The sequence below is a fragment of the Delftia sp. PX-1 genome (genome assembly GCF_055797465.1).
Genome location: NZ_CP184763.1, coordinates 4,719,969 through 4,742,803, shown reverse-complemented (window position 1 = coordinate 4,742,803; position 22,835 = coordinate 4,719,969). Strand labels below are relative to the sequence as shown.

Sequence of the window (22,835 nt, the reverse complement as noted above, 5' to 3'; positions counted from 1 at the left end):
AAAGCCACTCGCGGCACGGGGCCGGGTGGCTTCGGGGGAGGGGAGGTATCAGGACAGCGCCCATGCGCTGTGCTCATGCCTCGGGGGTCAGGCGGGCGTGATTTGGAAGGGCGTGCGGTCCTTGCCGGCAATCCACCCGGGCGCCCGGCCGTGCCCAGTCCAGGTGGCACCTGTGTCTGGATTGCGGAATTTGGGCTCAGACGGAGGCTTGATGGCCTTGCGGGGTTGCGAACCTTCCTCGGTCCGCCGTATCCGCGCCCCCATTGGAAGAATCACCAGTGGGTTCGGCCTGGCGCTTGGCACGATCGTCCGGTTGATCTCGGTGACCGCCGAGAAGACATGACCGCAGTCGATGTTGCGGCACTGGAAGATGGTCTCGCGGCTGGTGTTGGTCAGCGGCAGGCTAGTGCGGGTGTATGCAAACTCGCTGCAGTGGGGGCACATCATGCGCATGGTTGGCTCCTGGTTCTTGGTTGCGGCCTATTCGGTGGGAGCGATCAGGAACGGAGCACGGTCCTTCCCATTGATCCAGTTCGGGGGCTTGCCGCGCCCGGTCCAAGTGACCCCTGTGGCTGGGTCACGGTACTTCGGGGCGCCCACGCTGCCCTTGGCCTTCGCGGCGGGGAAGACATCGGCAGCGGTCAGGCCGTGCTCCTGGATCAGCGCGCGGGCCGCGGCGATGCCATCGGCTTTGCGCTCGGCCTGGGCCTGGGCGATCTGGGCGTCGAGTTCGGCCTTGCGGGCCAGCAGGTTCTGGTATTCGGTCATTTCAGGGTTTCCTTTCTGGGACGTGGTGATCAGTGGCCGCAGGGCAGGGCATCGCCGCGGTTGTGGTCTTCGGGCAGTTCGGCGCCACAGCCGAAGCAGTGCGTGGGCTTCTGCTCGTCCCACCAGATGGCGCGGGCACGTTCGGCGGCGCGGTGCGCGGCCGGCAGATCGCGCTCGGCGCGTGTGGGCTGGTGTTCGGTGTCTTGGTTCATGCTGTTGAGGCTGGGGCCGCCGGCCGCATCCAGATGCTGGCGAGCATGTCGGTGGCGCGCGGGCGGGAGGGGTTGCGGATGCGATAGCGGCGGTACTTGTCACACACGCAGGCGTTGCACTGGTCGGCCAGCCCGTCGGGGCTTTTGACCAGGGCGCGAAAGAAGCCCACGTCGGCGGGCCATGGCTCGCCGCAGGTGGTGCAGACCTTTTCAGGTGGTGTGGCCATGACGGGGGAGTTCGCAAAGGGCGCCCAAGATAGGCGCCCCCGCAATCAGTTGCGCGCGGTGTTCGGCGCGCCGTTGAGGATCTGCAGCTCGGTGGCGGCGGCGATCTTTTCGCGCAGGTCCTTCACGGCCTGCTCAACCACCTTGTGCGGACGGACCAGCTCCAACCACATGACGAGGTTGCCGCCGTCGATGCGGTAGCGGAAGCGCACATCCACACGCCACTTGTCGCCGTTCTCGAAGACGGGAATGCCCAGGCTGAACTGCTCGGGCACCTGCAGCTGGCCCTGGCGCGCGCTGCCCTGCACGTCTTCGTCATAGGTGAACTGGGTCGAGCCGTCCGACAGCCGTACGCTGCTCTTGAAGTCCACCTTCTTCTTGGCTTCCAGCGTGCGGCAGACCTCCAGCAACGTGGAGCCGTCCGGGCTGCCTGGTTCGCGCGCTGCCGGGTCGGCAGCGATGTAGACGACATCGACCAGGTTGCTCTCGATGAACTGCGCGAGCTCGACCTGGCCCACCTTCTTGCCATCCATGCCTGTCCACGCCTTCCACTCCGGCGAGAGGGGAGCGTTGTAGCGAGCTTGGTGATCACCCCAGCCACTGCCGAACGCGATGTGATTGAACACGGCAGTGAAGGTGGGCGGGTCGATGGTGCTGAACAGACGAGTGGATTCACCCTTCTGGTCGTTGACCACGGCGATGAACGATTCGGCATCGTTCAACTGCACCGTGCCCTTCTTGCGGGTCGGGGCCGCGAGCGTGTGGCTCAGGTCTTCAGCGGTGAAGCCTTCGGGCAGAAGCACGATGGGCGCGCCGGCGCCGACAAAGCGCACGTCTTGATGGCTGGCTGCCTGGATTTCACGGCTGGCGGTTTCGGTCTTGGTGTCTTGCAGGTCCACGGGGTTCTCCTTGAGGGACTGGGTTGAGGGAATGGGAGTCAGCCGACGACGCGCAGGCCGGGCTGCTGCTCAGGGGCTGCGGCGGTTTGGCGCAGCTCCTTCTGGGCAATGGATTCCTGCGACACGTCGCGCACGCCATCCAGCGTTTGCTGGCGAGGATCGCTGCGCTGCAGGTTGTTGTCGGGGGTGGTGAAGAGGATGGTTCGGCCCTTCGTGGGCGCGGGCAGCTTGGTCTTCACATCGGTGTCCAGCTCCATCTGGCCGGCCTTGCCACCGATGGGTTTCATCTTGATGGTCAAGGTGAGCGAGCCGGCTTTGCCCGTTTCCGTGGTGGCGTGCACCAGGTCGTTCAGGGCCTCGGTGGCTTCCTCGCCCAGGAAGGGCGCGCTGTTTGCCAGGAAGTCGGCGAAGGCCTGGCGCCTGGATTTGAGGGTGGGATTGATGAGCTTGCTCACGGGATGCTCCTATCTGGTTGAGGTAAAAAAATGCCCACCAGGTGGTGGGCGTTGAGGGAGAGCAGGGGAGGGCCGGCTATATCGCGCCGCCTTCGGTGTCGTCGGCGGGCAGGTGCTGGATGGCGGGCGCAGGGATCGCTGGCGCGCGCGGCGCAGGCCCGGCCAGGAACTCTTCGCGTTTGGCATAGAGCTGGTCGATCAGGGCGTCGGCCAGGCGGGGCAGGTCGCGGGCGTTCATCAGCACCGCGCTGCGGTCCTTCTCGAAGGGCACGCCCAGGGCCACGAGGTTTGCGGCGCTGAGCTGCAGCACGGGTGCGAAGGCGGCGCAGATCTGCGAGAGGTTGAGCTTCTCGGGATTCGGCATGGCGATCAGCGGGCCTGTGCCTTGAGCTGGGACTCGCGCATCGCCTTGTAGCCGGCGAGCATGGGTTCGAGCTGCTGACGCAGATCCACGCCGCGCTCCAGGTTCGCGCCGACGCTGGCAAGGGCGCAACCCATGGCGTACAGGCCGCCGTACAGGGCAAACGTGTTGCCGTTTCGCTGGCCGTAGGCGCTCAGGATTTCGATGATCGGCTCGGCCACGTGCGTCATTGCATGAGCGTGGTGGTTGGACGTGATCTCGTGGGTGACGCGCACGCCTTCGATGGTTTCTGTGGAATGGCTCATGAGCTGGTGCTCCATGTTCAGAAAAGGGGTGCTCCGGAGATGGCGACCGCAGCAGCAAGGCCGGCAGCCGAGAAGGCGGACCAGAGGAAGAATCCGAGAAGCTTGGTCATGGCAGCTCGCGCAGGCATTCCATGGATTGCGGCCCGTTCCAGACCACGGCATGGCCGGGCGGGCAGGCCTGGGCGGCGCTGTGCGCGCGCTGCACGTCCGCTGCGCTGGCCGCGGGCTCCTGGGCCGCGCCGGCATCAGCACATGCGCTGAGCGCCAGAGCCACAAGCAGGACCACGCACAACAGAAGCCAGCCGCCGGGCGTGGGCGTAGGGCCTGGCTCGACCACAGGACCAGGGCGGGAGGCAGTGCGCAGAAAGCGCGCGTCGGGGTCAGGATTGAAGGGCTCGGATGGGATCACTCGTTGCATTTGGGCTCTCCAGAAACAACAAATCCGCCAGGAGGCGGATTCGTGGGGTTGGTGGCTTGCTGCTGTCGGCGCTGGGCTGCAGCCTCTGCCAACAGGCGCTCTTCTTCTTTCCATTCGGCAAGAGAGCGCGGCTCATAGGCCGCTTGGCCGCGATCGCCGCGCAGCCGGGTGAATCTGGTTCTCATGGTGGATTCCAAAAAAGCGCCCGCCCCACATTGCTGCAGGACGGGCCAAATGCCGCACGAAGCGGCCCCCACGAAACAGTGGCTCAGTCGTATTGCTCGCTGGCTGCGGACTTAACGTCGTGCTCATGCATATCGATTTCCAGGCTTGTGCGGCCGACATAAAGAGCAAGAAGCGTGGCCTCAAATTCACCGACTGCGTTTGGCAGGCTCATCGGGGTGACCACCTTGTCGTTCAGCGTGAGCGAATAGACTTGACCTTCCCTGGTGAAGGCGAGTCGCATGGAGGCAGAGTGCTTTCCGCGTGTGGATTCTTCGCCGTCCAAATAAAGCCATCCGCCACCGCCGCTGTACTCGCTCATTTCGAGTTCGGCATAGAAGGCCTCGTGGGATTCCTTGAGGAATCCGCTGCGCGCCTGCTGCAGCAAAACCGAGAGCTTGATGCGTTCGGGAAGATCTGGCATGAAGCTGCCCACTGCAGACGTGATGGCCGTCTGCACAGATTTCGCGTTCTCACCTTGGACAGCGCTGGAAACTGCTGCATTGAGCACATGCTGGAACTTGGCAACGTCATCAATTCGCAGGCCGTGCGGCATGGCTTCGCTGAGCTGCTCTTTCATGGCATCGCGGAACTTGCTGCGATAGCCGGTGGCATCGTTGATTGCATCCTTGACCGCTTCTGCGATGGCCTTGTCTACGATGGGTTGGATGCGCTCAGCGCTGACGGCCTGGGCGACGATTGCGGGCAGGTCCAATTCGATCTTGATTTCCATGGGGGCTCCTGATTGCGGCCGCGCGGGCCAAAAAACAAAAGGCCCTGCAACTGGTGAAGCTGCAGGGCCTTGATGGAAAGTGCCGATGCCTTGAAAGGCGCGCCTGGGAAGTAGAGAGGGAGGGAGGAGGAACCCAGGCTCGGCGTGGAAACTGATTGCGTCCACGATACTCTGCCCACGGCCAGGCAAATGTGAACGGGAAGTAAAAGGTGCAGGGCTCCCACCTGCTGCGGCCTGCTAAGCCTCTGCGACCCCGTGGCCAGGGTATGGATGATGGCATGCCGTGTAAGCCCCGGCTTCCCTCTATCGACGGTGGCTAGACTTTCACTGCTTGCAGGCGGGCAAATGCCTGTCACGATTTGCCATCAAGGGTGCTGGCTGGCCCCAGCAGATACCACCTGCAGCGCACTTTCGGGGCGGGCCACTCCAAGGCGCGCGCCCACCAGTCAGCACTCTTGATGGCCCCGGCGCTTGGCCGGGGCGTGTTTCTATCCCGCTGTCAATCCGCTCACTCGGGATTGGCAGCGCGTGCCTTCACAGCGCCAGGCGCCGCTCCAGGTCCTGCAGGGCGGCGCAGTCCTGGCGCAGCTGGTTGGCCAGCTCGTTCAGGCGGCGCACCAGCGGCGTCGAGGATGCAGGTTCGGCTTCGTGTGCACTGCCCTCGGCTGAGATGCCTGCGGCCGACATTACGGGTTCCAGCCGGCCCGAGATGCGCCTGATGGTGTTCTTCAAGTCATCCATGCCTGCATCGACGTTGCTGAGCGCGGCTTCGACCTGGCTGACGGGTTGGGCCTGGGCAGCGGCGTGCAGGGCGCTGACTCCGCGGGCAGGGGCGGCGCCGAGATGGGCGAGGGAGTTGGTCTGGTTCACGGTGGTCTCTCCTGTGGTGGGTGGTGGTGGAAACAAAAGAGGCCTCCCGAATCGAGAAGCCTCTTTTGTTTCGCCCCGATGCGCTCGGGGAGGGCGTTGATCTGGGCTTTTCTTTTCTTGGCATCCCAGTACATGCCTCACTCCCGTTTTCTTGACCCAGGAGGCGGTTCGCAGTGCAGCGGTAGCTCGCCTGCTGCCGGCTCAAGTCCGGCATACATGCGGCGCCATATCTCGTTCGCGATGCCTGATCCCATCCAGGGGCAGAGCGCTACTAGCCTTCGCACCGGCAGGTTCAACATTCCAACCGCGCCATGCCCGCGGCGCCCTGTCTTTACCCAGCCGTGCTTGCTGCAAGAGCCAGAGCGCGCCGGTCGATGCCGTGGTGCCCAACTTCCCAGTCGGTCCGCATGTGCGGTGGCAGGGAGGTTGAGTGTGATGATAAGGCGATGCCTAATTTTCTGCAATAGGCGTTGCCTTATTATTTCGGTGCATATTGGATGCACTCAGTGCAGACGCACTTCGAAGTAGGCTTCCTCCACTGCAATCCCCTGGAGTCCGGCTTGCTGGGCCGCCTCATAGGCCTTCTGCCAGGCGAGCGCCACTGGCTCGTTGGCCTTCCCGATTACGCCGCCCTCGGCCGCATCGTTGAAGAGCTTGTAGGCCCGGGTCATGGCCTCTTGGTTTGGGAAGCTTCGTTCAATCACCTTGGCAAATCGGGCTTCAGCCTTGGCTTTGATGTCGTGCTCGATGCCGATGCAGTCTTGAAGGGTGACTCGGAGTGAGGTGAGGGCGGAAGTGGTCATGTGCATCCTTGGTGCTGGTTAAAAACACAGTTCTAGTATGCATGACAACTGTATGTGTGTACAGTAATTTGTTACATGGCGTGTACCTCGCCAGCCAGCGTCCATGAAAAAGCCCGCTCGAGGCGGGCATGCTTTTCTTGGGCAGGGTAGTGCGCTTATGGCTTCGGTGTCGCGCCCGGAGATGGCACATTGATGATGATGGGTTGTTGGGGCGAAGATGGTACGGACTGGGGTGGCGGCTTCCCAGCCGTCCAGATTGTCGAGATGACGCCGATGATGCCAGCGACTGCAATCGTCCCAATGCCAATAAGTGCCCCGTGGGTCCAACGGTGGTTGTCCGCGATTGCCTTATGCATGTCGGCTTGGCTCTTCGCTATGTCTGCGCGTAACGCGGCGAACTCTGCCTTAGATGCGTTGGTGAACTCCGACCACTCCGCCTTCGTTTCACGACGCAGCGTATCCAAATCTGCCTTGGTGGGCAGATTTTTGACGGCCTCTTCTAGGGCGGCGACGCGTGCTTCCATGTCTCCATTATCCGTTGGTGGACCGCCGCCTTTCAACCTCTGCCCGGAGTGCGCTTTCAGCTCCAGCCCTCGCATTATCTGATCTCTCTTGCGAGAGACCTCGTCTATGTGCTCAACCATTTACGAGTTTCTCCAACGCGGCAATAAGTTCGTCGGTTCGCTCTTCTGCTTCTGCAATTTGATCTGAGGTCTTTTGGCGTACCACCTCTAGCCTTCCAATAGCCTGCTGCGAAACGCTTGGCATCTCTTGGAGTAGATCAATAAGTTCTTCCACGGCACTTTGCAGGGCTCTTGCGTTCACTTGTTGGGAAAGATGAAGCCGCACACTTGCGAGTGCAAAATCTTGAATTGTTCCGTCTATAGCCATGAGCAACTCGTTTTTCAATGCTTCATAGTCCACCACGCCAACACCTTGCCGGCAATGTTGATGCACTCAGATGCCTTGCGAAGATCAATTCGCTCTTCGTCGGGATAGTCCACGATGTTGTCGCTGCGAAGGACCAGTGTGCCGTCAGAGAGTATTAGTGCTTTCTTTAACAAGAGGCGGTTGTAAACATCAATGACGTAAATCCCCTGGGCGTCAATGGTCCGCTGCCCCATATCCACAAACACTAGGTCTTCATCTTGAATCGTCGGTTTCATGCTGTGGCCGTTGCCCGTCATGATCTTGATGCGCTCGGGATTGACTGTCCCGATCTTCTTGCGAACCCAGCTTTCCAAGACATCGAGATGCCGGACGATCTGCACGGCCTCGTCCATGTGCGAGCCAGGACCCATTGACGGCCGGACCGAGAGATGCTGCAGGCGTACGTAGCCGGGCGGTGGGGTGTCATCGATGACCTGGATCACGTTTTCCCCTTGTTTGGACGTCTCGGCGGTAGTCCCTGGCGGGTAATCGGGCAGCCCCCAGTGCGCAGGCTGGACCACGTCTGCGAAGTAGCTCCAGAGCTTTGGGAGTTTGTCCTTGCTGATGGTCCCGCGATTCACCCAGTCTTGGATGGATGGAGGCCTCACCTCAAAGTGCTCGGCTACCTCCTTCTTGGAGACGCCCTTCAGTTCGATGGCTTCAGCGATGGCTTGGCCTAATTTTTCACCAGTAAGCATTGCCTAATGTTCCATGTGTGAGTGTGCGTAGGCAATGCCTATTGATAAAAATTAGGCAGAGCCTTATCATGGGGTATGACGTACTCACACCCCGGACTTGCGGTTCAGGCAGTTGTCGATCTTGTTGGCAGCCAAGCTGCCCTGGCTCGCGCGCTCCAGGTTTCCGCGCCCACTGTGAATCAGTGGATCAAGAGGCGCCGCCCGGTCCCAAAGGCGCTCAGCCCAAGGATTGAAGCGCTGTCCTGCGGCGTGGTCTCCCGACGAGACCTGCGCCCCAACGACTGGCAGGACATCTGGCCTGAGCTTGCGCAGCCCACCCCCCAGGAGCAGGGCCATGCATAAGCCGTACCGCTGGGGAGACAAGGCCCCGCCCACTGTGCAGCGCCTGCGGGAACTGCGCAGGAAACGCGAGGCGACCGTGCAGGCCAAGCGCGATCACCAACGGTTCGTGATCAGGCATCGCCTCATGCACGGTAGCGAGGAAGAGCGCAACGCGATTCTTCGCGCCATTCATGGGGATGCCTTCGGCGACTTCGACAGCTCCAACGGTACGGCCAATGCACCCGCGTCGCGTCCGCCTGTCCTGAGCTGGCTGCTGGGTTGGTCGCGCCTCAATCGCTGGCATCCCGACGCCCCTCCACCTGTCACCACATCCAAGGAGTAGTCCCGCATGCGTGACACCCACGAAAAGCTGAGCCGGGCTGAAGCGGCCGCCTTCCGGGCGATCCAGGCAGCTCTTGCCGACCTCGACGCTGAGCAGGCCGAGCGCGTGCTGGCTCGTGTCCAGGACCAACTGGACGAAGAAGCTGGCGGGCCCATGTTCGCGCGCGGCATTGCCGGCCCGCTGGGCAAGCTGGACATCCCGCTGCGCACCAAGGTGGACGAGGCCACGGCCGACCTGTTCCTGCGCCACTGCGGCCAGCAGGCCACGGACACATCCATGGTGCTGCGCGACTGCGTGTACGCCCTGGTCTACGGCAAGACCTATCGGCAGATGGTGGTGGAGAAAGTGAACCATGACGCGCAGCGTACCGAGGCGCTGGCCAAGCTCATAGGGCCTTTTGGTAGCCCCGAATTCGGAGGGCCTGCCCGATGAATGCGATCACTGCAATTTCCGCCGCTGTGCTGACCATGAGCAGCGAAGAAATCGCCGCCCTGGTGGAGTCCCGCCACGACAACGTGAAGACCTCCATCGAGCGCCTTGGCGCGCGCGGCGTGATCCAACTCCCTGCGTTGCAGGAAGTTCGGAACCATCTCGGCCAGACCGTGAGCGTCTACCAACTGTGCAAACGCGACAGCTATGTCGTGGTGGCGCAGCTGTCTCCTGAGTTCACCGCGCGGCTGGTGGATCGCTGGCAGGAGCTGGAGGCCCAGGCCGCCCCGGCGGTGCCGCGCACGATGTCTCAGGCGCTCCGTCTGGCCGCCGAACAAGCCGAGCAGATCGAGCAGCAGCAGGCCGCCCTGGCACTGGCCGCGCCCAAGGCTGAATACGTGGATCGCTACGTGGCCGCCAATGGCGCAAAGGGCTTCCGTCAGGTGGCCAAGCTGCTGGGCGCGAACGAGCACGAGTTCCGCGCGTGGCTGCAGGACGAAAAGATCATGTACCGCCTGGGCGGCGAATGGACTGCGCACCAGTGCCACATCGATGCTGGCCGCTTTGTCGTGAAGACGGGCGTGGCCCATGTCAACGATCACGCCTTCAACGCCACGAAGTTCACACCCAAGGGCGTGAATTGGATCGCCGGCCTGTGGGGCCAGCACCAGGCCCGCCTGGCGGAAGGGGAGCGCGCATGAATCTCGCTTCCATGCTGGACCGGCCCATCGCCTTCCAGCGTTCCTTTGTGCACCTTGGCGCCGGCATCACAGGCGCGCTGATGCTCTCCCAGGCCGTGTATTGGGCCAACCGTGGTTCTGACGACGACGGCTGGTTCTTCAAGACACAGGTGGAATGGGAGGATGAAACAGGCCTCAGCCGCACTGAGCAGGAGACCGCCCGTAAGAAGCTGCTGTCGCTCGGCCTCATGGAGGAGGCCCGCCGCGGCATCCCCGCCAAGCTGTATTTCCGGGTCAGCATCGATGCGCTGGTGAGCCAGTTGGAGGGCCTGGAGACCCCCTGCAAACAAGATTGCAGGAATCCTGCAATCAAGGATGCGGGAACCCCGCAAGCAGGTTCGCAGAAATCCCGCAAACAGGTTCGCGGGAAAGCTGCAAACAGGTCTGCAGGAAACCCGCAATCTAAACTAAGTAAGACTACAACAGAGACTACTTCAGAGACTACAGCAGAGAGTATTGCGACGGGGGCTGAAGCCCCCCACGCTGCTGCTGAGCCGATGCGTGTGACGGCACCCAACGGGACCATCCACGAGATCCCTGCTGAGCTGCGCTACCCCGGCCCCGACACCAAGTCCCACAAGACCTGGATCGCCTACGCCATTGCCTACGAGGGCCGGTACCACAGCTGGCCCGTCTGGAACCAGACGGTGGGCGGCCAGATCTGCAACTTCATCGACCGTGTTGGCGCCGAGGTCGCCCCCCGCATCGCCGTGCACTACGTGCGCCGTGTGCAGGAGGACTTCATCGTCCGGGAGATGCACCCCGTTCGCCTGCTGCAGCAGAACGCGGAGAAGTGGGCAACGCAGTGCCAGACCGGCCACACCATGACGAGCACCCGTGCCCGGCAGGCTGACCAGCTGGACGCCAATGCTTCGGTGGCCGATGACGCCATGGGCATCCTGCTCGCGGCACGCGCAGCAGCAGGGGAGGGCGGCGCATGCTGAACCACGAGCAACTGCGGTGGTTGCTGCAGCAACTGGCTCAGACTGCCGAACTGCTGGGCCATGCCATCACCCCCACGGCGGCCGCCGTCATGGCCGATGACCTGGCCGGCTTTCCGCAGGAAGTCCTGAAGCTGGCCCTGGCCCGCGTGCGCGCCGAGCACACAGGCCGGCTCACGCCCAAGGTGATCATCGAGCGCCTGGAGGCGCTGGCCGGCCGCCTGACCCCCAATGAGGCGTGGGCCACCGTCCTGCAGGCTCAGGATGAGCGCGCCACCGTGGTCTGGAACAGCGAGATGCAGGAGGCCTGGGCCATCGCCGCGACGGTGGCCGCCGGCGGCGACAAGATCGGCGCCCGCATGTCGTTCCTGTCGGCCTACGAGCGCATCACCAGCCTGGCCCGCGCCACGAAGCGGCTGCCTGCGCCTCTGGTGTCCTTCGGTACCGACCGCGAGCTGCGCGCCCTGGCGCTGCGCAATGCGTGGGAGCGCGGCCAGCTGCCGGCGCCCACCGCCGTGGTGCTGGCCCTGGAAAACGGAGTGACGTTGCCCGAGGCCATCTTCAACGGCGAGACGCTGGCACAGGCCGTGCAGCAGGGCCTGCTTTCCGCCGAAGCGGCACGCGACCACGTCCAGCATGGCCGCCTGGCTCTGGCCGCGCCCGCGATCAATCCGGTGGCACTGCTGGCCGGCAAGGTGCTCCCGACCAAGGACGCAACGCCGGAGGTGCGCCGCCGCCTGGCCGAGCTGCGCGACGAGGCCGCGCGCCGCACGAACCGCTTCACCCGTGCCCAGGTCCAGGCCCGCGCCGCCCGCATGCGCCTGGGTCAAGCCAAGCGCCGCACAGCCGCCGCCGTGGCGCAGCACCAGCAGGGGAGCCAGCCATGAGCGCCATCCATCCGGCCGCTACCCGTGCCTACCTGGCGCTGCCCTATGCCTACTCGCTCGCGCAGGAGCTGTCTGCGAGCGAACGGCAGCCGCTGCACCAGCGCAAGCGCGAGCCCCTGGCTGCTGCAGTCCTGGCCGCCGTGCATGCCGTGGGCTACGCCGCACCCACGGTGCAGCACTGGCGCGATCTGGCCGACGCCGCAAACCTTTCCGAAACGCTGCTGGGCATGGGCGTCTTCACCGAGCCTGAGGCCCAGAGCCTGTTTGCCGATGCCGTCGCGGCAGTCGTGGACCTGGGCCGCAAGCACGGGCACGGCCAGGAGATGCGCCTGAACGCCGTGCAGCTGGGCCACCTGGTCGAGTTCGGCGAGGCCTACGGCCAGGTGCTGGAGGTGATCCCGGCCCGCACCTTCATCCGCGCGCACCGCGCCACCGAACGCCGCCTGCGCGAGCTGCTGGTCAACAGCCACGGCAGCGACACCCATGAATTCATCGTCGTCTGATAACCAATGGCAGCAACATCAAATCAATCTCAGCGGGGAAGCCGTGGCGCACCTCGTCAAGCTGGCTCAGCAACCCGGGTGGTGGAAGTACGTCAAGGCCAGGGCCAGGGAGCTGGACAGGGACGAGTCCCGGCTGTTCGTGGACATCGAGCAGCAGGTGGTGCAGCAGCTGCAGGCGCTCGCCTGGCGCCCGCCGCCCCGCGCGTGACGTTGCCGGCTGGCCACCAGGGCCCGATCACGGTGCTGGGAATGGATCCGGGCAAGCACACGGGCCTGGCCTGGATCGTGGACGGCCAGCTGCAGGTTCTGGAGGAGATCGAGCCAGCACAGATCGCCCTGGTGCTGCAGGAGCGCCGGCCCACGCTGGTCATCTTCGAGGACAGCCGCGCCGCGCGCCGCACCTGGACGGCCAAGGGCAGCGACGGCGCCCGCAAGAAGATCGCCCGCAACGTCGGCGAGATCGACGCCTGGTGCAAGCTCATCGTTGGCCTGTGCGCCGCGCTGGGCATCCCATGCCACGGCATGCCGCCCAGCGCGAAGGCCGGCGGAGCCCACGGCGCCAAGATCGATGCCGCCACATTCGGCCGCCTGACCGGCTGGGCTGGCCGCAGCAATCAGCACCAGCGTGACGCCGCAATGATCGCGTGGTCCTTCCGGAGGGCCCGGCCATGAAGCGCATCTACATCGCCGGCCCGATGTCGGGGCTGCCTGAGTTCAACTACCCGGCCTTCAACCGCGCCGCCGCCATGCTGCGCGCCCAGGGCCACCACGTCGAGAACCCGGCCGAGAACCCCGCGCCAGCGTGCGGGAGCTGGGCCGGCTACATGCGTCTGGCGCTGCCGCAGCTGTGCACCTGCGATGCCGTCCACCGGCTGCCGGGCTGGAAGCAGTCGCGCGGCGCCCGGTTGGAGAGCTTTGTGGCGCGCGTGCTGGGTCTGGAGGTGCAGGACTTCGATGCCGGCGCAGGGGAGGGCGGCGCACATGCTTGATTTCCGCCCCGATCTTCCGCGCCGTGGCCAGCGCGGCCCCGTGCGCGCCGCGTCCCAACACCCGCCCCTGTGGCGGGGCGCCGCGATGCGTGAGCGCATCGAAGGCCCCGATGCCCTGGGCCGCTACCGCTTCTCCGTCTGGTCGGAAAACCGCTGCTGCCGTCTGGAGCAGTACGGCCCGACGCGCGTGTGCGTCATGGACGACCACGGCTTTCTGGTGCAGGTCGATGTTGAAGGGGATGTCCGATGAGGGTAATGCTTGTCTCCGAAATGGCCCGTGAACTGATCGACCGCCCGACCAGCAGGCCCAGTTTCATCCTTCCGCCTTCGTGGAAGCCTTTGGTGGATGAGCTGATGGCTCATCCCAATCCCGAGGGCGAGGCCGCTCTGACGCGGGCAGCGTTGAACGGAGCAAACATCCTGTATCAGCGTTGCCCTGTCCGCCCAGCGTTGCCCGCCAGCGGCGTGTTCGACACCTTCCCGTGGGAGGCAATGAACCGGCTGGATTCCTGGCGGGGGGTGCATCCATGGCGCTGACACGCAGGCCGTTCAAGTCCAAGAGTTCATGGCCTGTGGCAGGCACGATCAATCTGGACCGCGAAGAGCGCCTGGCGCAGCGTGCGGCCCGCGCCATGGACAGCGCCCGCGCCACGGCCGGGATGGCGTGCACCAGCATCGTTGTGATGGGCGGGGCCAGCACGGGCTTGGTCGTGCCCAAGGCCGAGATCCTCCAATGCGAAGCCTACCGCCGCGCCGTCGCAGCGCTCCCGTGCATGTGGTGCGGCATCTGCGGGTTCTCCCAGCACGCGCACCTGAACCTCGGCAAGGGCATGGGCCTGAAGACCGATGACCGCACAGGCTTCCCGCTGTGCTGCGCTCGCCCAGGCATTGAAGGCTGCCACATCCCATATGACCAATACCGCCTCATGGAAGGCGGCCGCGAACAGCACCGCGCCTACGGCCTGGAGTGGGGCCGCATCACCCGCCACACGATCCTCGAATCCGGCCAATGGCCAGCACGACTTCCCCTCTGGAGTGAAACCGCATGAACCAAGCCACCACCAGCACAATCCACAAAACAGCCGGCGGGAACCCGGACACTGGCGCTGTCGAGGCCGTGCCCACGCTGACGCAGGTCTATGAGGCGATCCGCCAGCTGCATGAGGCGGGTGAGGAGCCCACGCGTGACCGCATCCACAAGATGACGGGCCTGAACCTCACCACGGTGGACGACCGGATCAAGGTGCTGCGCGGCGAGGGGATGATTTCGGCGGTGAAGCAGTGCTATCGCCCTGTGCACCAGCATGGCCCAGCGCGCGCTGTGACGGTCACGCACCTGACCGATGGGCGCTCCATCCTGGAGATCGGAGAGCATGTCGTCCACTTCAGCAGGACCGAGGGCGGGATGGTGGGCCAGGCCTATGCCGGTATCGCGCTCGAGCACACGGCCCTGGCGCGCGTCACTGAGCTGCAGGACCAACTTCTGGAGGAGGTGGCAAAGCGGAGAGCGCTTGAGCGCAAGGTGGAAGCGTTGAAGGTGCAGCGCAAGGCTGACCCGCGCCAGGGCGATCTGCTGATGCAGGACCAGCTGCTGGTCTGAATTTCGGCAGGTAGTCGTTGGGGTGATGCGTCACCCCGGCTAGGGTTCGACGGCCCTAGGCCATGCCGGAACACTTCCGGCTATGGCCCAACGTCCTGCCGGCAAGTCCGAGCCTCCTAAGAAACCAGTCCCCAAGAAGCCTGCAGCCGTGAAGAAGGTCGCAGGCTCTGCCGTTCCTGCGAAGCGCCCAGCGGTCAAGAAGATGCCGAGCGCTACCGAGAAACCGGCATTGAAGAAGGCGCCGGCCAAAAGGGCAGCCGTCAAGCGCACGGACGCGCAGGCGCTGACCGCGAGGGAATCGAAGTTCATCGATGAATTCCTGGTTGACCTGAATGGCACCCAGGCAGCGATCCGGGCCGGCTACAGCGCCAAGACAGCCCGGCAGATCGCCTCGGAGAACCTGTCAAAACCTCACATCCAAGTCGCGATTGCGGAAGCCCGAAAGCAGCAGCAGGAGCGCACGCAGATCACTGCCGACGCCATGCTCCAGCAGGCTTGGCTGATCGCCACAGCCGATGCGCGTGAGCTGATCGAGACCAAGGTGGCCTGCTGCCGCCATTGCTGGGGCGAGAACTTCCGCTACCAGCGCACCGTCAGCGAGATGAACCATGCACGCGAGTCATGGCGCGCTGAAGGCAAGGCGCCCGAGGATTTCGATGAAGAAGGCGGCATCGGCTTCAACCCCCACCGGCCGCCGCACCCGGACTGCACTGCATGCGTTGGGGATGGATATGCACGCGAGGTCATCAAGGACACCCGCTACCTGAGCCCAGCCGCTGCACAGCTGTATGCCGGCGTGAAGCGCACGAAAGACGGCCTGCAGGTGCTGACGCACAGCAAGGAGGCCTTCGCAGAAAAAATCTGGAAGTACCTGGGCATGTACGAGAGGGACAACCGGCAGAAGTCGGACCCGCTAGCCGCGCTGCTGCATCGCATCTCCAAGGAGAACGGCAACGGCTTCGCGCCCATTGCAGATGACCCGGAGCGCACAGGCCCCCGCGCGGGCTCCACGCTGCAGGTGAAGCAAGACCCGACGGACGAGGGGGATTGAGGCTGTGGCCGCGCGCGTCCACAGTGCTCCCCTGAACCGGCTCCCCGACACGCCCGAGGAGCTGGAGCGATGCTTGCGTGATCCCGAATGGCGCCTGTTCTCCGGCTGCCTGTACAAGATCATGGTCAAGGGCGATTCCAAGGATGGGGAAGAGGCTGACACCTTCACCATGCCCTTCCGGCCCAATCGCGCTCAGAAGCGTTTCATCAGCCGGCTCTGGCACCGCAACATCATTCTGAAGGCGCGGCAGCTGGGCTTCACCACCCTGATCGCAATCCTGTGGCTGGACCATGCGCTGTTCAATGCGGACCAGCGCTGCGGCATCATCGCGCACGACCGCGAGGCGGCCGAGGCCATCTTCCGGGACAAGGTGAAGTACGCCTACGAGAACCTGCCCGAGGAGATCCGCGACCGCTTCCCCCTGGCGCGCGATAGCGCGGTGGAACTGCTGTTTGCCCACAACAACAGCAGCGTGCGCGTGGCCACCTCCATGCGCTCGGGCACCATCCACCGGCTGCACGTCTCCGAGCTGGGCAAGATCTCGGCGCGCTTCCCGCACAAGGCCAAGGAGGTGATGACCGGCTCCATCCCGGCCGTGCCCACCACGGGCATCCTAGTGATCGAGAGCACGGCCGAAGGCGCCAACGGCGAGTTCTACCACCTGTCCCAGCGTGCGGAGGCCCTGCACTACACGCACAAGAAGCTAAGCCCGCGCGACTACCGCTTCCACTTCTACGCATGGTGGCAGGAGCCCAACTACCGCATGGACGCGGGCCTGGTCCATGTCACGCGCGAGCAGCACGACTATTTCGACCAGGTCGAGGTCGAGATGCAGTGCACCATCGATCTAGAGCAGAGGGCCTGGTATGTGGCCACCCAGGAGGCTGACTTCCCCGGCGCTCCTGAGCGCATGTGGCAGGAATACCCATCCACGCCAGCCGAGGCATTCCAGCAGTCGAGCGCGGGCCGGTACTACGCCAAGGCCATGGTCGCGCTCACGAAGCGCGGCGGCATCACCTCGGTGCCAGAGCTGGATATGCCCGTCTACACCTTCTGGGACATCGGGCGCGCGGACGGGACGGCCATCTGGTTCATGCAGTCCCTGCGCGGCGAGGACCGCTTCATCAACTACTACGAAGAGCACGAGGAAGACCTGCGGCACTACGTGCGGCACCTGCAGGGCCTCGGCTACGTGTTCGGCGCGCACTTCCTGCCGCACGACGCGAATCACAAGCGATTGGGCGACACCAACCGATCCACCAAGCAGCAGCTGCAGGCCCTCATGCCCGGCCAGAAATTCACCGTGGTGCCGCGCATCACCGAGCTGCAGACAGGCGTCAACCTGGTGCGCAAGCACCTGCGCGGCGCCTGGTTCGACCGGGAAGCCTGTGCCTTCGGCCTGGAGCGCCTGCGCGGCTACAGCAAGAAATTCAGCCGGGCGCTGAACAAATTCATCGATGAGCCCGACAAGTCCAACGGCTGCACGGAAGGCGCGGACGCGCTTCGGCAGTGGGCCCAAGCCAAGGAAAGCGGGCTCTTCAACCCCAATGACGATGGGTACGGCGCGCGCGCTGAGCCCGAAGAGGAAGAGGATGCGCCGGACTGGCGCGCGTGAGGCACTGCCATGAACTATGCAACCCCCCCAAGCACTGCAGACCTGGGCGCGGCGCTGACGCCGCACGAATATGCCCGCATCATCGATGACATCCTGGAGCAGCCGCCGTGGCGCCGGCAGGCCGACATGGAAGCCGACTATGCCGACGGCAACCAGCTCGGCAGCGAACTACTCGCGCGCATGAAGCGCTTCGGCATCCCGCCGGCCAAGGAGAACATCATCGGCCCAGCGATTGCGGCCGTGTGCGGATACGAGGCCAAGACGCGGACCGACTGGCGCGTGACTCCCGACGGCGACCCGGGTGGCCAGGACGTGGCCGATGCGCTCAATTTCCGGCTGAACCAGGCCGAACGCCACAGCCGTGCAGATCGCGCGATCAGCGATGCCTTCAAGCCCCAGGTGAGCGTGGGCCTGGGCTGGGTGGAGGTCGCGCGGGCCAGCGACCCCTTTGCCTATCCCTACCGCTGCCGGTATGTGCACCGCAATGAAATCTGGTGGGACATCCGAGCGCAGGAGGATGACCTGTCCGATGCGCACTGGCTGCTCCGGGAGCGGTTCATCCGCAAAGACCGTGTCGCGGCGGCATTTCCCAAGCACCGGGACCTGATCATGCGCGCCGACTCCGCATCTGGTCCTGGCGGATACGGCGGCTACCTGGGCGAGGGCGGCTACTCCACAGGCCTGGTGCCGGGGTTGGATGTTTCCCGGGCCTGGACTCCGCGCGAGCATGCCTGGTACCGCTCCGAGACCGATGAACTCAGCCTTTGCGAACTCTGGTACCGGCGCTGGGTGCCGGCGCTCGTGCTGCGCCTGCGCGGCGGCCGCGTGGTTGAGTTCGATGAATCCAACCAGCAGCACCGCCTGGCCGTGGCCTCGGGCGCGGGCACGCTGTCGCGCGAGACCGTCACGCGGCTGCGCCGGTCCTACTGGATCGGTCCCATCTGCCTGCACGACGGCCCCACGCCATACCCGCACCAGCATTTTCCATACGTGCCGTTCTGGGGCTATCGGGAAGACCAGACGGGCATGCCCTTCGGCCTGGTGCGCGACATGCTCTTCCCGCAGGACAACCTGAACAGCACCATGGCAAAGCTGCGCTGGGGCATGGCCTCGCAGCGAGTGGAGCGGACCAAGGGCGCCACAGCGATGACCGATGCGCAGTTGCGTCAGCAACTGGCCAGGCCTGACGCAGACATTGTTCTCGACGCAGAACACATGCAGCAGGAGGGCGCGCGCTTTCAGGTGCACCGCGATTTCCAACTCGATGCACAGCACTTCCAGTTGATGGAAGACAGCCGGCGCGCGCTGGGCCGTGTCAGCCCCGTCACGCCGGCCATGCAGGGCCAGGCCGGCACCGCGCGCAGCGGACTGCAGGAAACCACCCAGGTGGAGCAGTCCCAGATCGGCATGGCTGACTTGATGGACAACACCAAGGACGGGCGCACGATGGTCGGCGAGCTGCTGATGTCGCTGATCATCGAGGACATGGGCGACGAGGAGCAGACCATCGTGATCGAGGGCGACGTGCTCAACCCACCGCGCACCGTGGTGCTGAACAAGGCCGAAGAGGACCCCGACACAGGCTTGGCCTATCGGTCCAACGATGTGCTGCGCACGCGCATGAAGGTCGCTCTGGAGGACGTGCCGAGCACCAGCAGCTTCCGAGGCCAGCAGCTCAGCTCGCTGTCCGAGGCGGTGAAGTCCTTGCCGGAGCATATCCAGGTGGTCGCGCTGCCATTCCTGATCGACCTGATGGATCTGCCCCGCAAGAAGCAGGTGGTGGAGGCCATCCGCGCGGCAACTGGCCAGCAGACGCCGGAGCAGATCGAGCAGCGTGTGCAGCAGGAGGTGCAGGCCGCGCTGGTGAAGGCAGGTCACGAGCTGAAGGCGCGCGAGCTGGAAATGAAGGAGCGCCTCACCGATGCCCAGATCAAGAAGGTGATGGCCGACGCTGTGCAGGTAGGCGTGCAGGCCGCCTTCTCGGCGATGCAGGGCGGGGCCCAGGTCGCCATGAATCCTGCCATCGCGCCCATCGCGGACGCCATCATGCAGGGCGCTGGTTACCAGAAGCCCAACCCTGGTGGCGACGATCCAGACTTCCCGGTGCCGGACGTGGCGGCCGGCGGCCCCGCGCCTCAGCCGGGCGGGCCGGGCGCGGCCGGCGACATCGGCCAGGTGCGCGAGAACACCAGCCCTGCATTCCCGCCCATCCCGCAGGAGCCGGCGCGCGGCATGCAAGGGATCGAGACCGCCACCCCAGCCGACAACCTGTAGCGCTTCACTCCGTCCAGAGTTGGCTGCGGCGCGCATGGCGACCGACACTGTGTTCCACGTTGAAGGCGAAAGCCAGAGACGAGAAGCCTGCCCGTGATGGGTCGGCACCTCCCGCAGCTGGAGAGCGTGATGGTCGGGGCTTCGGCCCCGGCCTGATCCTCGAATCTGCGTGCCCCCTCAAACAGGCCCGGCCGGATAGCCGGGGATGTGGAGCACCTACATGCCGATGTCACCTGAGCAACTGCTCGAATCCGCCTTTGCAGGCCAACTGGATCTGGACGCGGATGCGGCCCAGACCGCCGAAGCCAGCAACGCCGCGAGCACTGCTACTCCCGCAACTGCCACCCCTGGTGCTGAGCAAGCCGCTGCAGCGCCTTCTGCCGCTCCTGCTGCAGCCACCGCTGTTGCAGCATCCCCTGCTCCTGCACCTGCTGCAGGCGCGACGCCCGCTCAGGATGACGAGCCGGCCGGTGCGCCCATTGCCAGCAAGTCGGGCAGCTACACGATCCCCTTTGAAAAGCTGGCCCAGGCCCGCACCGAGCGTGACCAGTTCAAGGCGCGCGGCGACTCGCTGGAGAGCGAGAACGCCACCTTGAAGGCTCAGATCGACCAGTTGACCCGCAGTCAGCAAAGCAACCTCGCTCAGGCCCAGGCGGATGCCGTGGCCCGCGAGCAAGCGGGCGCGGCGCCAACCTCGGCCGACAAGAATCTGGCTATTGCCCAAGCCGCAGCCGCACAAGGCGTGGACATGACTCTGTTCGGCGACTTCTCGGAGGAGGGGATCGCCAAGGGCGTGGCTGCGCTGGTGGACCAGCGTGCTGCTGCACTGGTGGACGCGCGCCTGGCCCAGGCGATGCAGCCGCTGCAGCAGCGTGAACAGGTCAGCGCCCGGCAGGCGCACGACAACGCGATCTATGCAGCCCATGCCGACGCGGACGAAATTGCCGACTCTGCCGAGTTCAAGCAGTGGGTGGATGCCCAGCCTGCTTTTGCGCGCGCAGCCGTGGCCAATGTCCTGCAGAACGGTTCCGCTGCCGAGATCGTGGAAGTCTTCAGCACCTTCAAGGGTGCCCGGTCCGCAGCTGCTCCCGCCGCCAGCCCTGCCGCTCCTGCCAATGCCGTGGACGCGGCCGTGGCAAAGGCAAAAGCTGACGCAGAGCAGGCCGTGCCGGTGAGTCTGTCCGAACTGACGGGCGCGGCTGCTGGTGCCAGTGAAGCGGAGCGCGCGCAGGCACTGGCCAACAACCCCGCGGCGCTGCTCAACGTGATGAGCGGTATGTCACCGGCAAAGATCGATGCCTTGATGAACAGCTTGGCGTGAACCGCTGAATATTTTTTGAAACCCGGGCCACCTCGTGATGAGGCAGCCCTCTCCCCAAGACGGAGGACATATGTCCGGAAAAACCAATGTGGCAACCGGTTCGCCGAATGCCCAATTCGTCCAGGCTGCCGGGCTGTTCGCTCAGTCCATGCAGCGCAATTCGACGCTGAACCGCATGGTGGGCACCGTCCCCCAAGGCGAGGCTCACGTCAGCGCCGTCCTGAGCAAGCAGACCTCCACCGACATGCCCATCGTGCGCTCGGTGGATCTGACGCGCGGCAAGGGCTCCGAGGTGGAGTTCCACTTCGTGCAGCCCACCAACGCCTATCCCATCATGGGCAGCCGCATGGCCGAAGGCAAGGGCACGGGCATCGAGCTGGACAACGGCCGCGTGCGTGTGAACCAGGTCCGATTCCCCGTGGACCTGGGCGACACGATGACCAACATGAATTCCCCCGTGGAATTCCGTCGCATCGGCCGGCCCATTGCGCTGTCGCTGATGAATGGCTATCAGGACCAGCTGATGCTGACCCACCTGGCTGGCGCGCGCGGCTTCCACGACAACATTGAATGGCGTCTGCCGACCGAAGCCCATCCGGACTTTGCGGAATTCGCCATCAATGAAGTGAAGGCCCCTACGCGCAATCGCCATTTCGTGGCGGACGGCGATGCCATCAAGACAGTGGCCGCCAACGCGGGCGAGCTGGACATTGCATCCACCGACGTGCTCGGCATGGATGTGGTGGACAGCATTCGCACGACGATGGAATCGATCCCTCTGCCGCCGCCCGCCATCAAGATCCCCGAGGACAAGGTGGCCGAGGATTCGCCGCTGCGCGTTCTGCTGGTCTCGCCCGCGCAGTACCACGCTTTCGCCCAGGACCCCGGCTTCCGCCAGTTCCAGGCGAATGCCCTGGCCCGTGCTGCCAAGGCCAACAACCACCCCCTGTTCTTGGGTGAAGTGGGCCTCTGGAACGGCATCCTGATCTGCAAGATGCCCAAGCCGATCCGCTTCTATGCCGGTGACACGGTGCGCTACTGCGGCTCGTACACGACCGAAACTGAAAGCACCTGCGTGGTGCCGGCCTCGTTCGGCACCACCCACGCGGTGGACCGCGCGATCCTGCTGGGCGGCCAGTCGCTGGCCCAGGCCTTCGGCAAGTCCAAGCACGGCGGCATGCCGTTCTTCTGGTCCGAGAAGAGCTTCGATCACGACGACAAGATGGAGCTGCTGATCGGCGCCATCATGGGCGTGTTCAAGATTCGCTGGCTGGTGTCGCAGGGCAATGGCCAGAAGCACTTCACCGACCACGGTGCGACGGCCATCGACACCGCCGTGCGCATCATCGGCGAGCGCAACTGACGCGGCCCAGGGCGGGCGGTCAGCTGATCGCCTGTCCTCCGCTGAGTTCTTCACCATTTCATCGGAGGCCAACATGGCAACCATCACCAAAGTGCAGTCCGCCAGCAATCGCCTGGGCGCGACGCCGTGGGGCAACCTGAGCGCCCTGCATTACACCCTGGCCACCAATGCGGCCGGCGCGGCCCTGGGCGGCGACATCCTGACGCCCGCCATCCAGGGCACAAAGATCCGCCTGGGCCTGCTGCCTGCTGGCTTCAAGCTGATCGACAGCCTGGTCGTCGTTTCCGTAGGCATGACGGCATCCGTCACCGCAAAGATCGGCTTCGAGTATGCCGACGGCGTGGATGTGCCGGCCGTGCCCCAGGACGACGACTACTTCGGCGCGGCCGTGAACCTGGCCGCCACGGCGCGCCTGCGCAACGCCACTGCCAACCCGGTCATCACGCTGCCCAAGGATGTCTACCTGATCCTGACCGTGGGCGGCGCGGACAACGCCAAGGCCAGCGCGCTGGACGTGGTGGTGCTGGGCGTCCCCGAAGGCGTGGCCTGATCGAAGCCG

Annotated in this window: 36 protein-coding genes; 20 read left to right on the top strand and 16 right to left on the bottom strand. The window is 64.8% G+C overall.

Going from position 1 to position 22,835, the window contains the following annotated elements; genetic code table 11:
• Positions 1–87: 87 nt before the first annotated feature.
• From ACN20X_RS21885 to ACN20X_RS21810, 16 genes are all read right to left on the bottom strand, one after another.
• A complete protein-coding gene (locus ACN20X_RS21885) occupies positions 88–453 on the bottom strand; it encodes an ogr/Delta-like zinc finger family protein (protein ID WP_289087188.1) in 366 nt (121 codons plus the stop codon).
• A 27-nt stretch (positions 454–480) separates the two neighbouring features.
• On the bottom strand, positions 481–768 hold the full coding sequence (locus ACN20X_RS21880) for an H-NS histone family protein (protein WP_473209913.1): 288 nt from the start codon (positions 766–768) through the stop codon (positions 481–483).
• A 29-nt stretch (positions 769–797) separates the two neighbouring features.
• Positions 798–980 (bottom strand): hypothetical protein, encoded by a 183-nt coding sequence (locus tag ACN20X_RS21875; RefSeq protein ID WP_473209912.1) that lies wholly within the window; start codon positions 978–980, stop codon positions 798–800.
• Positions 977–1,207 (bottom strand): hypothetical protein, encoded by a 231-nt coding sequence (locus ACN20X_RS21870; RefSeq protein WP_034369360.1) that lies wholly within the window; start codon positions 1,205–1,207, stop codon positions 977–979. The genes ACN20X_RS21875 and ACN20X_RS21870 overlap by 4 nt, the downstream gene beginning before the upstream one ends.
• 45 nt (positions 1,208–1,252) lie before the next feature.
• Positions 1,253–2,104: a YfdQ family protein gene (locus tag ACN20X_RS21865; RefSeq protein WP_047218025.1), complete on the bottom strand. Its 852-nt coding sequence runs from the start codon at positions 2,102–2,104 to the stop codon at positions 1,253–1,255.
• A gap of 38 nt (positions 2,105–2,142) precedes the next feature.
• On the bottom strand, positions 2,143–2,559 hold the full coding sequence (locus ACN20X_RS21860) for a hypothetical protein (protein ID WP_034369364.1): 417 nt from the start codon (positions 2,557–2,559) through the stop codon (positions 2,143–2,145).
• A gap of 76 nt (positions 2,560–2,635) precedes the next feature.
• Complete coding sequence (locus ACN20X_RS21855) at positions 2,636–2,923, bottom strand: hypothetical protein (RefSeq protein WP_047218026.1); 288 nt, start codon at positions 2,921–2,923, stop codon at positions 2,636–2,638.
• 5 nt (positions 2,924–2,928) lie between these two features.
• Entirely contained in the window at positions 2,929–3,225 is a 297-nt protein-coding gene (locus ACN20X_RS21850; protein WP_126312989.1) for a hypothetical protein, read from the bottom strand.
• A gap of 106 nt (positions 3,226–3,331) precedes the next feature.
• Complete coding sequence (locus ACN20X_RS21845) at positions 3,332–3,643, bottom strand: hypothetical protein (protein ID WP_047218028.1); 312 nt, start codon at positions 3,641–3,643, stop codon at positions 3,332–3,334.
• Complete coding sequence (locus ACN20X_RS21840) at positions 3,631–3,828, bottom strand: hypothetical protein (protein ID WP_126312990.1); 198 nt, start codon at positions 3,826–3,828, stop codon at positions 3,631–3,633. Before ACN20X_RS21840 ends, ACN20X_RS21845 begins: the two co-directional genes overlap by 13 nt.
• 83 nt (positions 3,829–3,911) lie before the next feature.
• Positions 3,912–4,598: a hypothetical protein gene (locus tag ACN20X_RS21835; protein WP_047218029.1), complete on the bottom strand. Its 687-nt coding sequence runs from the start codon at positions 4,596–4,598 to the stop codon at positions 3,912–3,914.
• A gap of 534 nt (positions 4,599–5,132) precedes the next feature.
• The gene (locus ACN20X_RS21830; RefSeq protein WP_052862669.1) at positions 5,133–5,468 is read right to left on the bottom strand and encodes a hypothetical protein; all 336 of its coding nucleotides are present in this window, start codon (positions 5,466–5,468) and stop codon (positions 5,133–5,135) included.
• Between the two features lie 503 nt (positions 5,469–5,971).
• A complete protein-coding gene (locus tag ACN20X_RS21825) occupies positions 5,972–6,271 on the bottom strand; it encodes a hypothetical protein (protein WP_047218094.1) in 300 nt (99 codons plus the stop codon).
• A gap of 155 nt (positions 6,272–6,426) precedes the next feature.
• The gene (locus ACN20X_RS21820) at positions 6,427–6,795 is read right to left on the bottom strand and encodes a hypothetical protein (protein WP_126312991.1); all 369 of its coding nucleotides are present in this window, start codon (positions 6,793–6,795) and stop codon (positions 6,427–6,429) included.
• A 112-nt stretch (positions 6,796–6,907) separates the two neighbouring features.
• Positions 6,908–7,195 carry a hypothetical protein gene (locus ACN20X_RS21815; RefSeq protein WP_126312992.1) on the bottom strand — a complete coding sequence of 96 codons (288 nt, stop codon included), beginning with the start codon at positions 7,193–7,195 and terminating at the stop codon, positions 6,908–6,910.
• Complete coding sequence (locus ACN20X_RS21810; protein WP_051940901.1) at positions 7,177–7,899, bottom strand: S24 family peptidase; 723 nt, start codon at positions 7,897–7,899, stop codon at positions 7,177–7,179. The genes ACN20X_RS21815 and ACN20X_RS21810 overlap by 19 nt, the downstream gene beginning before the upstream one ends.
• A gap of 75 nt (positions 7,900–7,974) precedes the next feature.
• Between ACN20X_RS21810 and ACN20X_RS21805 the strand changes: the two genes are divergently transcribed.
• From ACN20X_RS21805 to ACN20X_RS21710, 20 genes are all read left to right on the top strand, one after another.
• Positions 7,975–8,241: a transcriptional regulator gene (locus tag ACN20X_RS21805; protein WP_082138064.1), complete on the top strand. Its 267-nt coding sequence runs from the start codon at positions 7,975–7,977 to the stop codon at positions 8,239–8,241.
• Positions 8,234–8,563, top strand: a complete 330-nt coding sequence (locus ACN20X_RS21800) for a hypothetical protein (RefSeq protein ID WP_047218031.1) — start codon at positions 8,234–8,236, stop codon at positions 8,561–8,563. Before ACN20X_RS21805 ends, ACN20X_RS21800 begins: the two co-directional genes overlap by 8 nt.
• A 6-nt stretch (positions 8,564–8,569) precedes the next feature.
• Complete coding sequence (locus ACN20X_RS21795; protein WP_047218032.1) at positions 8,570–8,995, top strand: hypothetical protein; 426 nt, start codon at positions 8,570–8,572, stop codon at positions 8,993–8,995.
• A 35-nt stretch (positions 8,996–9,030) separates the two neighbouring features.
• The gene (locus ACN20X_RS21790) at positions 9,031–9,693 is read left to right on the top strand and encodes a phage antirepressor KilAC domain-containing protein (protein WP_227472665.1); all 663 of its coding nucleotides are present in this window, start codon (positions 9,031–9,033) and stop codon (positions 9,691–9,693) included.
• Positions 9,690–10,676 carry a hypothetical protein gene (locus ACN20X_RS21785; protein ID WP_047218034.1) on the top strand — a complete coding sequence of 329 codons (987 nt, stop codon included), beginning with the start codon at positions 9,690–9,692 and terminating at the stop codon, positions 10,674–10,676. Before ACN20X_RS21790 ends, ACN20X_RS21785 begins: the two co-directional genes overlap by 4 nt.
• Positions 10,670–11,560 (top strand): hypothetical protein, encoded by an 891-nt coding sequence (locus ACN20X_RS21780; RefSeq protein WP_047218035.1) that lies wholly within the window; start codon positions 10,670–10,672, stop codon positions 11,558–11,560. The genes ACN20X_RS21785 and ACN20X_RS21780 overlap by 7 nt, the downstream gene beginning before the upstream one ends.
• The gene (locus tag ACN20X_RS21775) at positions 11,557–12,063 is read left to right on the top strand and encodes a hypothetical protein (RefSeq protein ID WP_279493048.1); all 507 of its coding nucleotides are present in this window, start codon (positions 11,557–11,559) and stop codon (positions 12,061–12,063) included. Before ACN20X_RS21780 ends, ACN20X_RS21775 begins: the two co-directional genes overlap by 4 nt.
• A gap of 43 nt (positions 12,064–12,106) precedes the next feature.
• Positions 12,107–12,271, top strand: coding sequence for a hypothetical protein (locus tag ACN20X_RS21770; protein ID WP_473209911.1), 165 nt, complete (start codon positions 12,107–12,109; stop codon positions 12,269–12,271).
• Entirely contained in the window at positions 12,268–12,735 is a 468-nt protein-coding gene (locus ACN20X_RS21765) for a hypothetical protein (protein ID WP_473209910.1), read from the top strand. Before ACN20X_RS21770 ends, ACN20X_RS21765 begins: the two co-directional genes overlap by 4 nt.
• Positions 12,732–13,052, top strand: a complete 321-nt coding sequence (locus ACN20X_RS21760) for a DUF4406 domain-containing protein (RefSeq protein ID WP_473209909.1) — start codon at positions 12,732–12,734, stop codon at positions 13,050–13,052. The genes ACN20X_RS21765 and ACN20X_RS21760 overlap by 4 nt, the downstream gene beginning before the upstream one ends.
• Entirely contained in the window at positions 13,045–13,302 is a 258-nt protein-coding gene (locus ACN20X_RS21755) for a hypothetical protein (RefSeq protein ID WP_473209908.1), read from the top strand. The genes ACN20X_RS21760 and ACN20X_RS21755 overlap by 8 nt, the downstream gene beginning before the upstream one ends.
• A gap of 5 nt (positions 13,303–13,307) precedes the next feature.
• On the top strand, positions 13,308–13,589 hold the full coding sequence (locus ACN20X_RS21750; protein WP_473209907.1) for a hypothetical protein: 282 nt from the start codon (positions 13,308–13,310) through the stop codon (positions 13,587–13,589).
• Positions 13,580–14,101 (top strand): hypothetical protein, encoded by a 522-nt coding sequence (locus ACN20X_RS21745; RefSeq protein ID WP_473209906.1) that lies wholly within the window; start codon positions 13,580–13,582, stop codon positions 14,099–14,101. Before ACN20X_RS21750 ends, ACN20X_RS21745 begins: the two co-directional genes overlap by 10 nt.
• A complete protein-coding gene (locus ACN20X_RS21740) occupies positions 14,098–14,652 on the top strand; it encodes a hypothetical protein (protein WP_126312996.1) in 555 nt (184 codons plus the stop codon). Before ACN20X_RS21745 ends, ACN20X_RS21740 begins: the two co-directional genes overlap by 4 nt.
• Positions 14,653–14,800: 148 nt before the next feature.
• On the top strand, positions 14,801–15,703 hold the full coding sequence (locus ACN20X_RS21735; RefSeq protein ID WP_473209905.1) for a terminase small subunit: 903 nt from the start codon (positions 14,801–14,803) through the stop codon (positions 15,701–15,703).
• Positions 15,704–15,707: 4 nt separating this feature from the next.
• Positions 15,708–17,318: a terminase gene (locus tag ACN20X_RS21730; protein WP_473209904.1), complete on the top strand. Its 1,611-nt coding sequence runs from the start codon at positions 15,708–15,710 to the stop codon at positions 17,316–17,318.
• A 9-nt stretch (positions 17,319–17,327) separates the two neighbouring features.
• Entirely contained in the window at positions 17,328–19,592 is a 2,265-nt protein-coding gene (locus ACN20X_RS21725; RefSeq protein WP_473209903.1) for a portal protein, read from the top strand.
• Positions 19,593–19,812: 220 nt separating this feature from the next.
• Positions 19,813–20,913 (top strand): hypothetical protein, encoded by a 1,101-nt coding sequence (locus ACN20X_RS21720; RefSeq protein ID WP_473209902.1) that lies wholly within the window; start codon positions 19,813–19,815, stop codon positions 20,911–20,913.
• 70 nt (positions 20,914–20,983) lie between these two features.
• Positions 20,984–22,276, top strand: a complete 1,293-nt coding sequence (locus ACN20X_RS21715) for a phage capsid family protein (RefSeq protein WP_473209901.1) — start codon at positions 20,984–20,986, stop codon at positions 22,274–22,276.
• Between the two features lie 73 nt (positions 22,277–22,349).
• On the top strand, positions 22,350–22,826 hold the full coding sequence (locus ACN20X_RS21710) for a hypothetical protein (RefSeq protein ID WP_473209900.1): 477 nt from the start codon (positions 22,350–22,352) through the stop codon (positions 22,824–22,826).
• Positions 22,827–22,835 lie beyond the last annotated feature (9 nt).

Coding starts and splice junctions, on each gene's coding strand:
- ACN20X_RS21885 (WP_289087188.1), bottom strand. CDS start 453: ATGCGCATGATGTGCCCCCACTGCAGCGAGTTTGCATACACCCGCACT.
- ACN20X_RS21880 (WP_473209913.1), bottom strand. CDS start 768: ATGACCGAATACCAGAACCTGCTGGCCCGCAAGGCCGAACTCGACGCC.
- ACN20X_RS21875 (WP_473209912.1), bottom strand. CDS start 980: ATGAACCAAGACACCGAACACCAGCCCACACGCGCCGAGCGCGATCTG.
- ACN20X_RS21870 (WP_034369360.1), bottom strand. CDS start 1,207: ATGGCCACACCACCTGAAAAGGTCTGCACCACCTGCGGCGAGCCATGG.
- ACN20X_RS21855 (WP_047218026.1), bottom strand. CDS start 2,923: ATGCCGAATCCCGAGAAGCTCAACCTCTCGCAGATCTGCGCCGCCTTC.
- ACN20X_RS21850 (WP_126312989.1), bottom strand. CDS start 3,225: ATGAGCCATTCCACAGAAACCATCGAAGGCGTGCGCGTCACCCACGAG.
- ACN20X_RS21845 (WP_047218028.1), bottom strand. CDS start 3,643: ATGCAACGAGTGATCCCATCCGAGCCCTTCAATCCTGACCCCGACGCG.
- ACN20X_RS21840 (WP_126312990.1), bottom strand. CDS start 3,828: ATGAGAACCAGATTCACCCGGCTGCGCGGCGATCGCGGCCAAGCGGCC.
- ACN20X_RS21835 (WP_047218029.1), bottom strand. CDS start 4,598: ATGGAAATCAAGATCGAATTGGACCTGCCCGCAATCGTCGCCCAGGCC.
- ACN20X_RS21825 (WP_047218094.1), bottom strand. CDS start 6,271: ATGACCACTTCCGCCCTCACCTCACTCCGAGTCACCCTTCAAGACTGC.
- ACN20X_RS21820 (WP_126312991.1), bottom strand. CDS start 6,795: ATGGAAGCACGCGTCGCCGCCCTAGAAGAGGCCGTCAAAAATCTGCCC.
- ACN20X_RS21810 (WP_051940901.1), bottom strand. CDS start 7,899: ATGCTTACTGGTGAAAAATTAGGCCAAGCCATCGCTGAAGCCATCGAA.
- ACN20X_RS21805 (WP_082138064.1), top strand. CDS start 7,975: ATGACGTACTCACACCCCGGACTTGCGGTTCAGGCAGTTGTCGATCTT.
- ACN20X_RS21800 (WP_047218031.1), top strand. CDS start 8,234: ATGCATAAGCCGTACCGCTGGGGAGACAAGGCCCCGCCCACTGTGCAG.
- ACN20X_RS21795 (WP_047218032.1), top strand. CDS start 8,570: ATGCGTGACACCCACGAAAAGCTGAGCCGGGCTGAAGCGGCCGCCTTC.
- ACN20X_RS21790 (WP_227472665.1), top strand. CDS start 9,031: ATGAGCAGCGAAGAAATCGCCGCCCTGGTGGAGTCCCGCCACGACAAC.
- ACN20X_RS21785 (WP_047218034.1), top strand. CDS start 9,690: ATGAATCTCGCTTCCATGCTGGACCGGCCCATCGCCTTCCAGCGTTCC.
- ACN20X_RS21780 (WP_047218035.1), top strand. CDS start 10,670: ATGCTGAACCACGAGCAACTGCGGTGGTTGCTGCAGCAACTGGCTCAG.
- ACN20X_RS21775 (WP_279493048.1), top strand. CDS start 11,557: ATGAGCGCCATCCATCCGGCCGCTACCCGTGCCTACCTGGCGCTGCCC.
- ACN20X_RS21760 (WP_473209909.1), top strand. CDS start 12,732: ATGAAGCGCATCTACATCGCCGGCCCGATGTCGGGGCTGCCTGAGTTC.
- ACN20X_RS21755 (WP_473209908.1), top strand. CDS start 13,045: ATGCTTGATTTCCGCCCCGATCTTCCGCGCCGTGGCCAGCGCGGCCCC.
- ACN20X_RS21750 (WP_473209907.1), top strand. CDS start 13,308: ATGCTTGTCTCCGAAATGGCCCGTGAACTGATCGACCGCCCGACCAGC.
- ACN20X_RS21745 (WP_473209906.1), top strand. CDS start 13,580: ATGGCGCTGACACGCAGGCCGTTCAAGTCCAAGAGTTCATGGCCTGTG.
- ACN20X_RS21740 (WP_126312996.1), top strand. CDS start 14,098: ATGAACCAAGCCACCACCAGCACAATCCACAAAACAGCCGGCGGGAAC.
- ACN20X_RS21725 (WP_473209903.1), top strand. CDS start 17,328: ATGAACTATGCAACCCCCCCAAGCACTGCAGACCTGGGCGCGGCGCTG.
- ACN20X_RS21720 (WP_473209902.1), top strand. CDS start 19,813: ATGCCGATGTCACCTGAGCAACTGCTCGAATCCGCCTTTGCAGGCCAA.
- ACN20X_RS21715 (WP_473209901.1), top strand. CDS start 20,984: ATGTCCGGAAAAACCAATGTGGCAACCGGTTCGCCGAATGCCCAATTC.
- ACN20X_RS21710 (WP_473209900.1), top strand. CDS start 22,350: ATGGCAACCATCACCAAAGTGCAGTCCGCCAGCAATCGCCTGGGCGCG.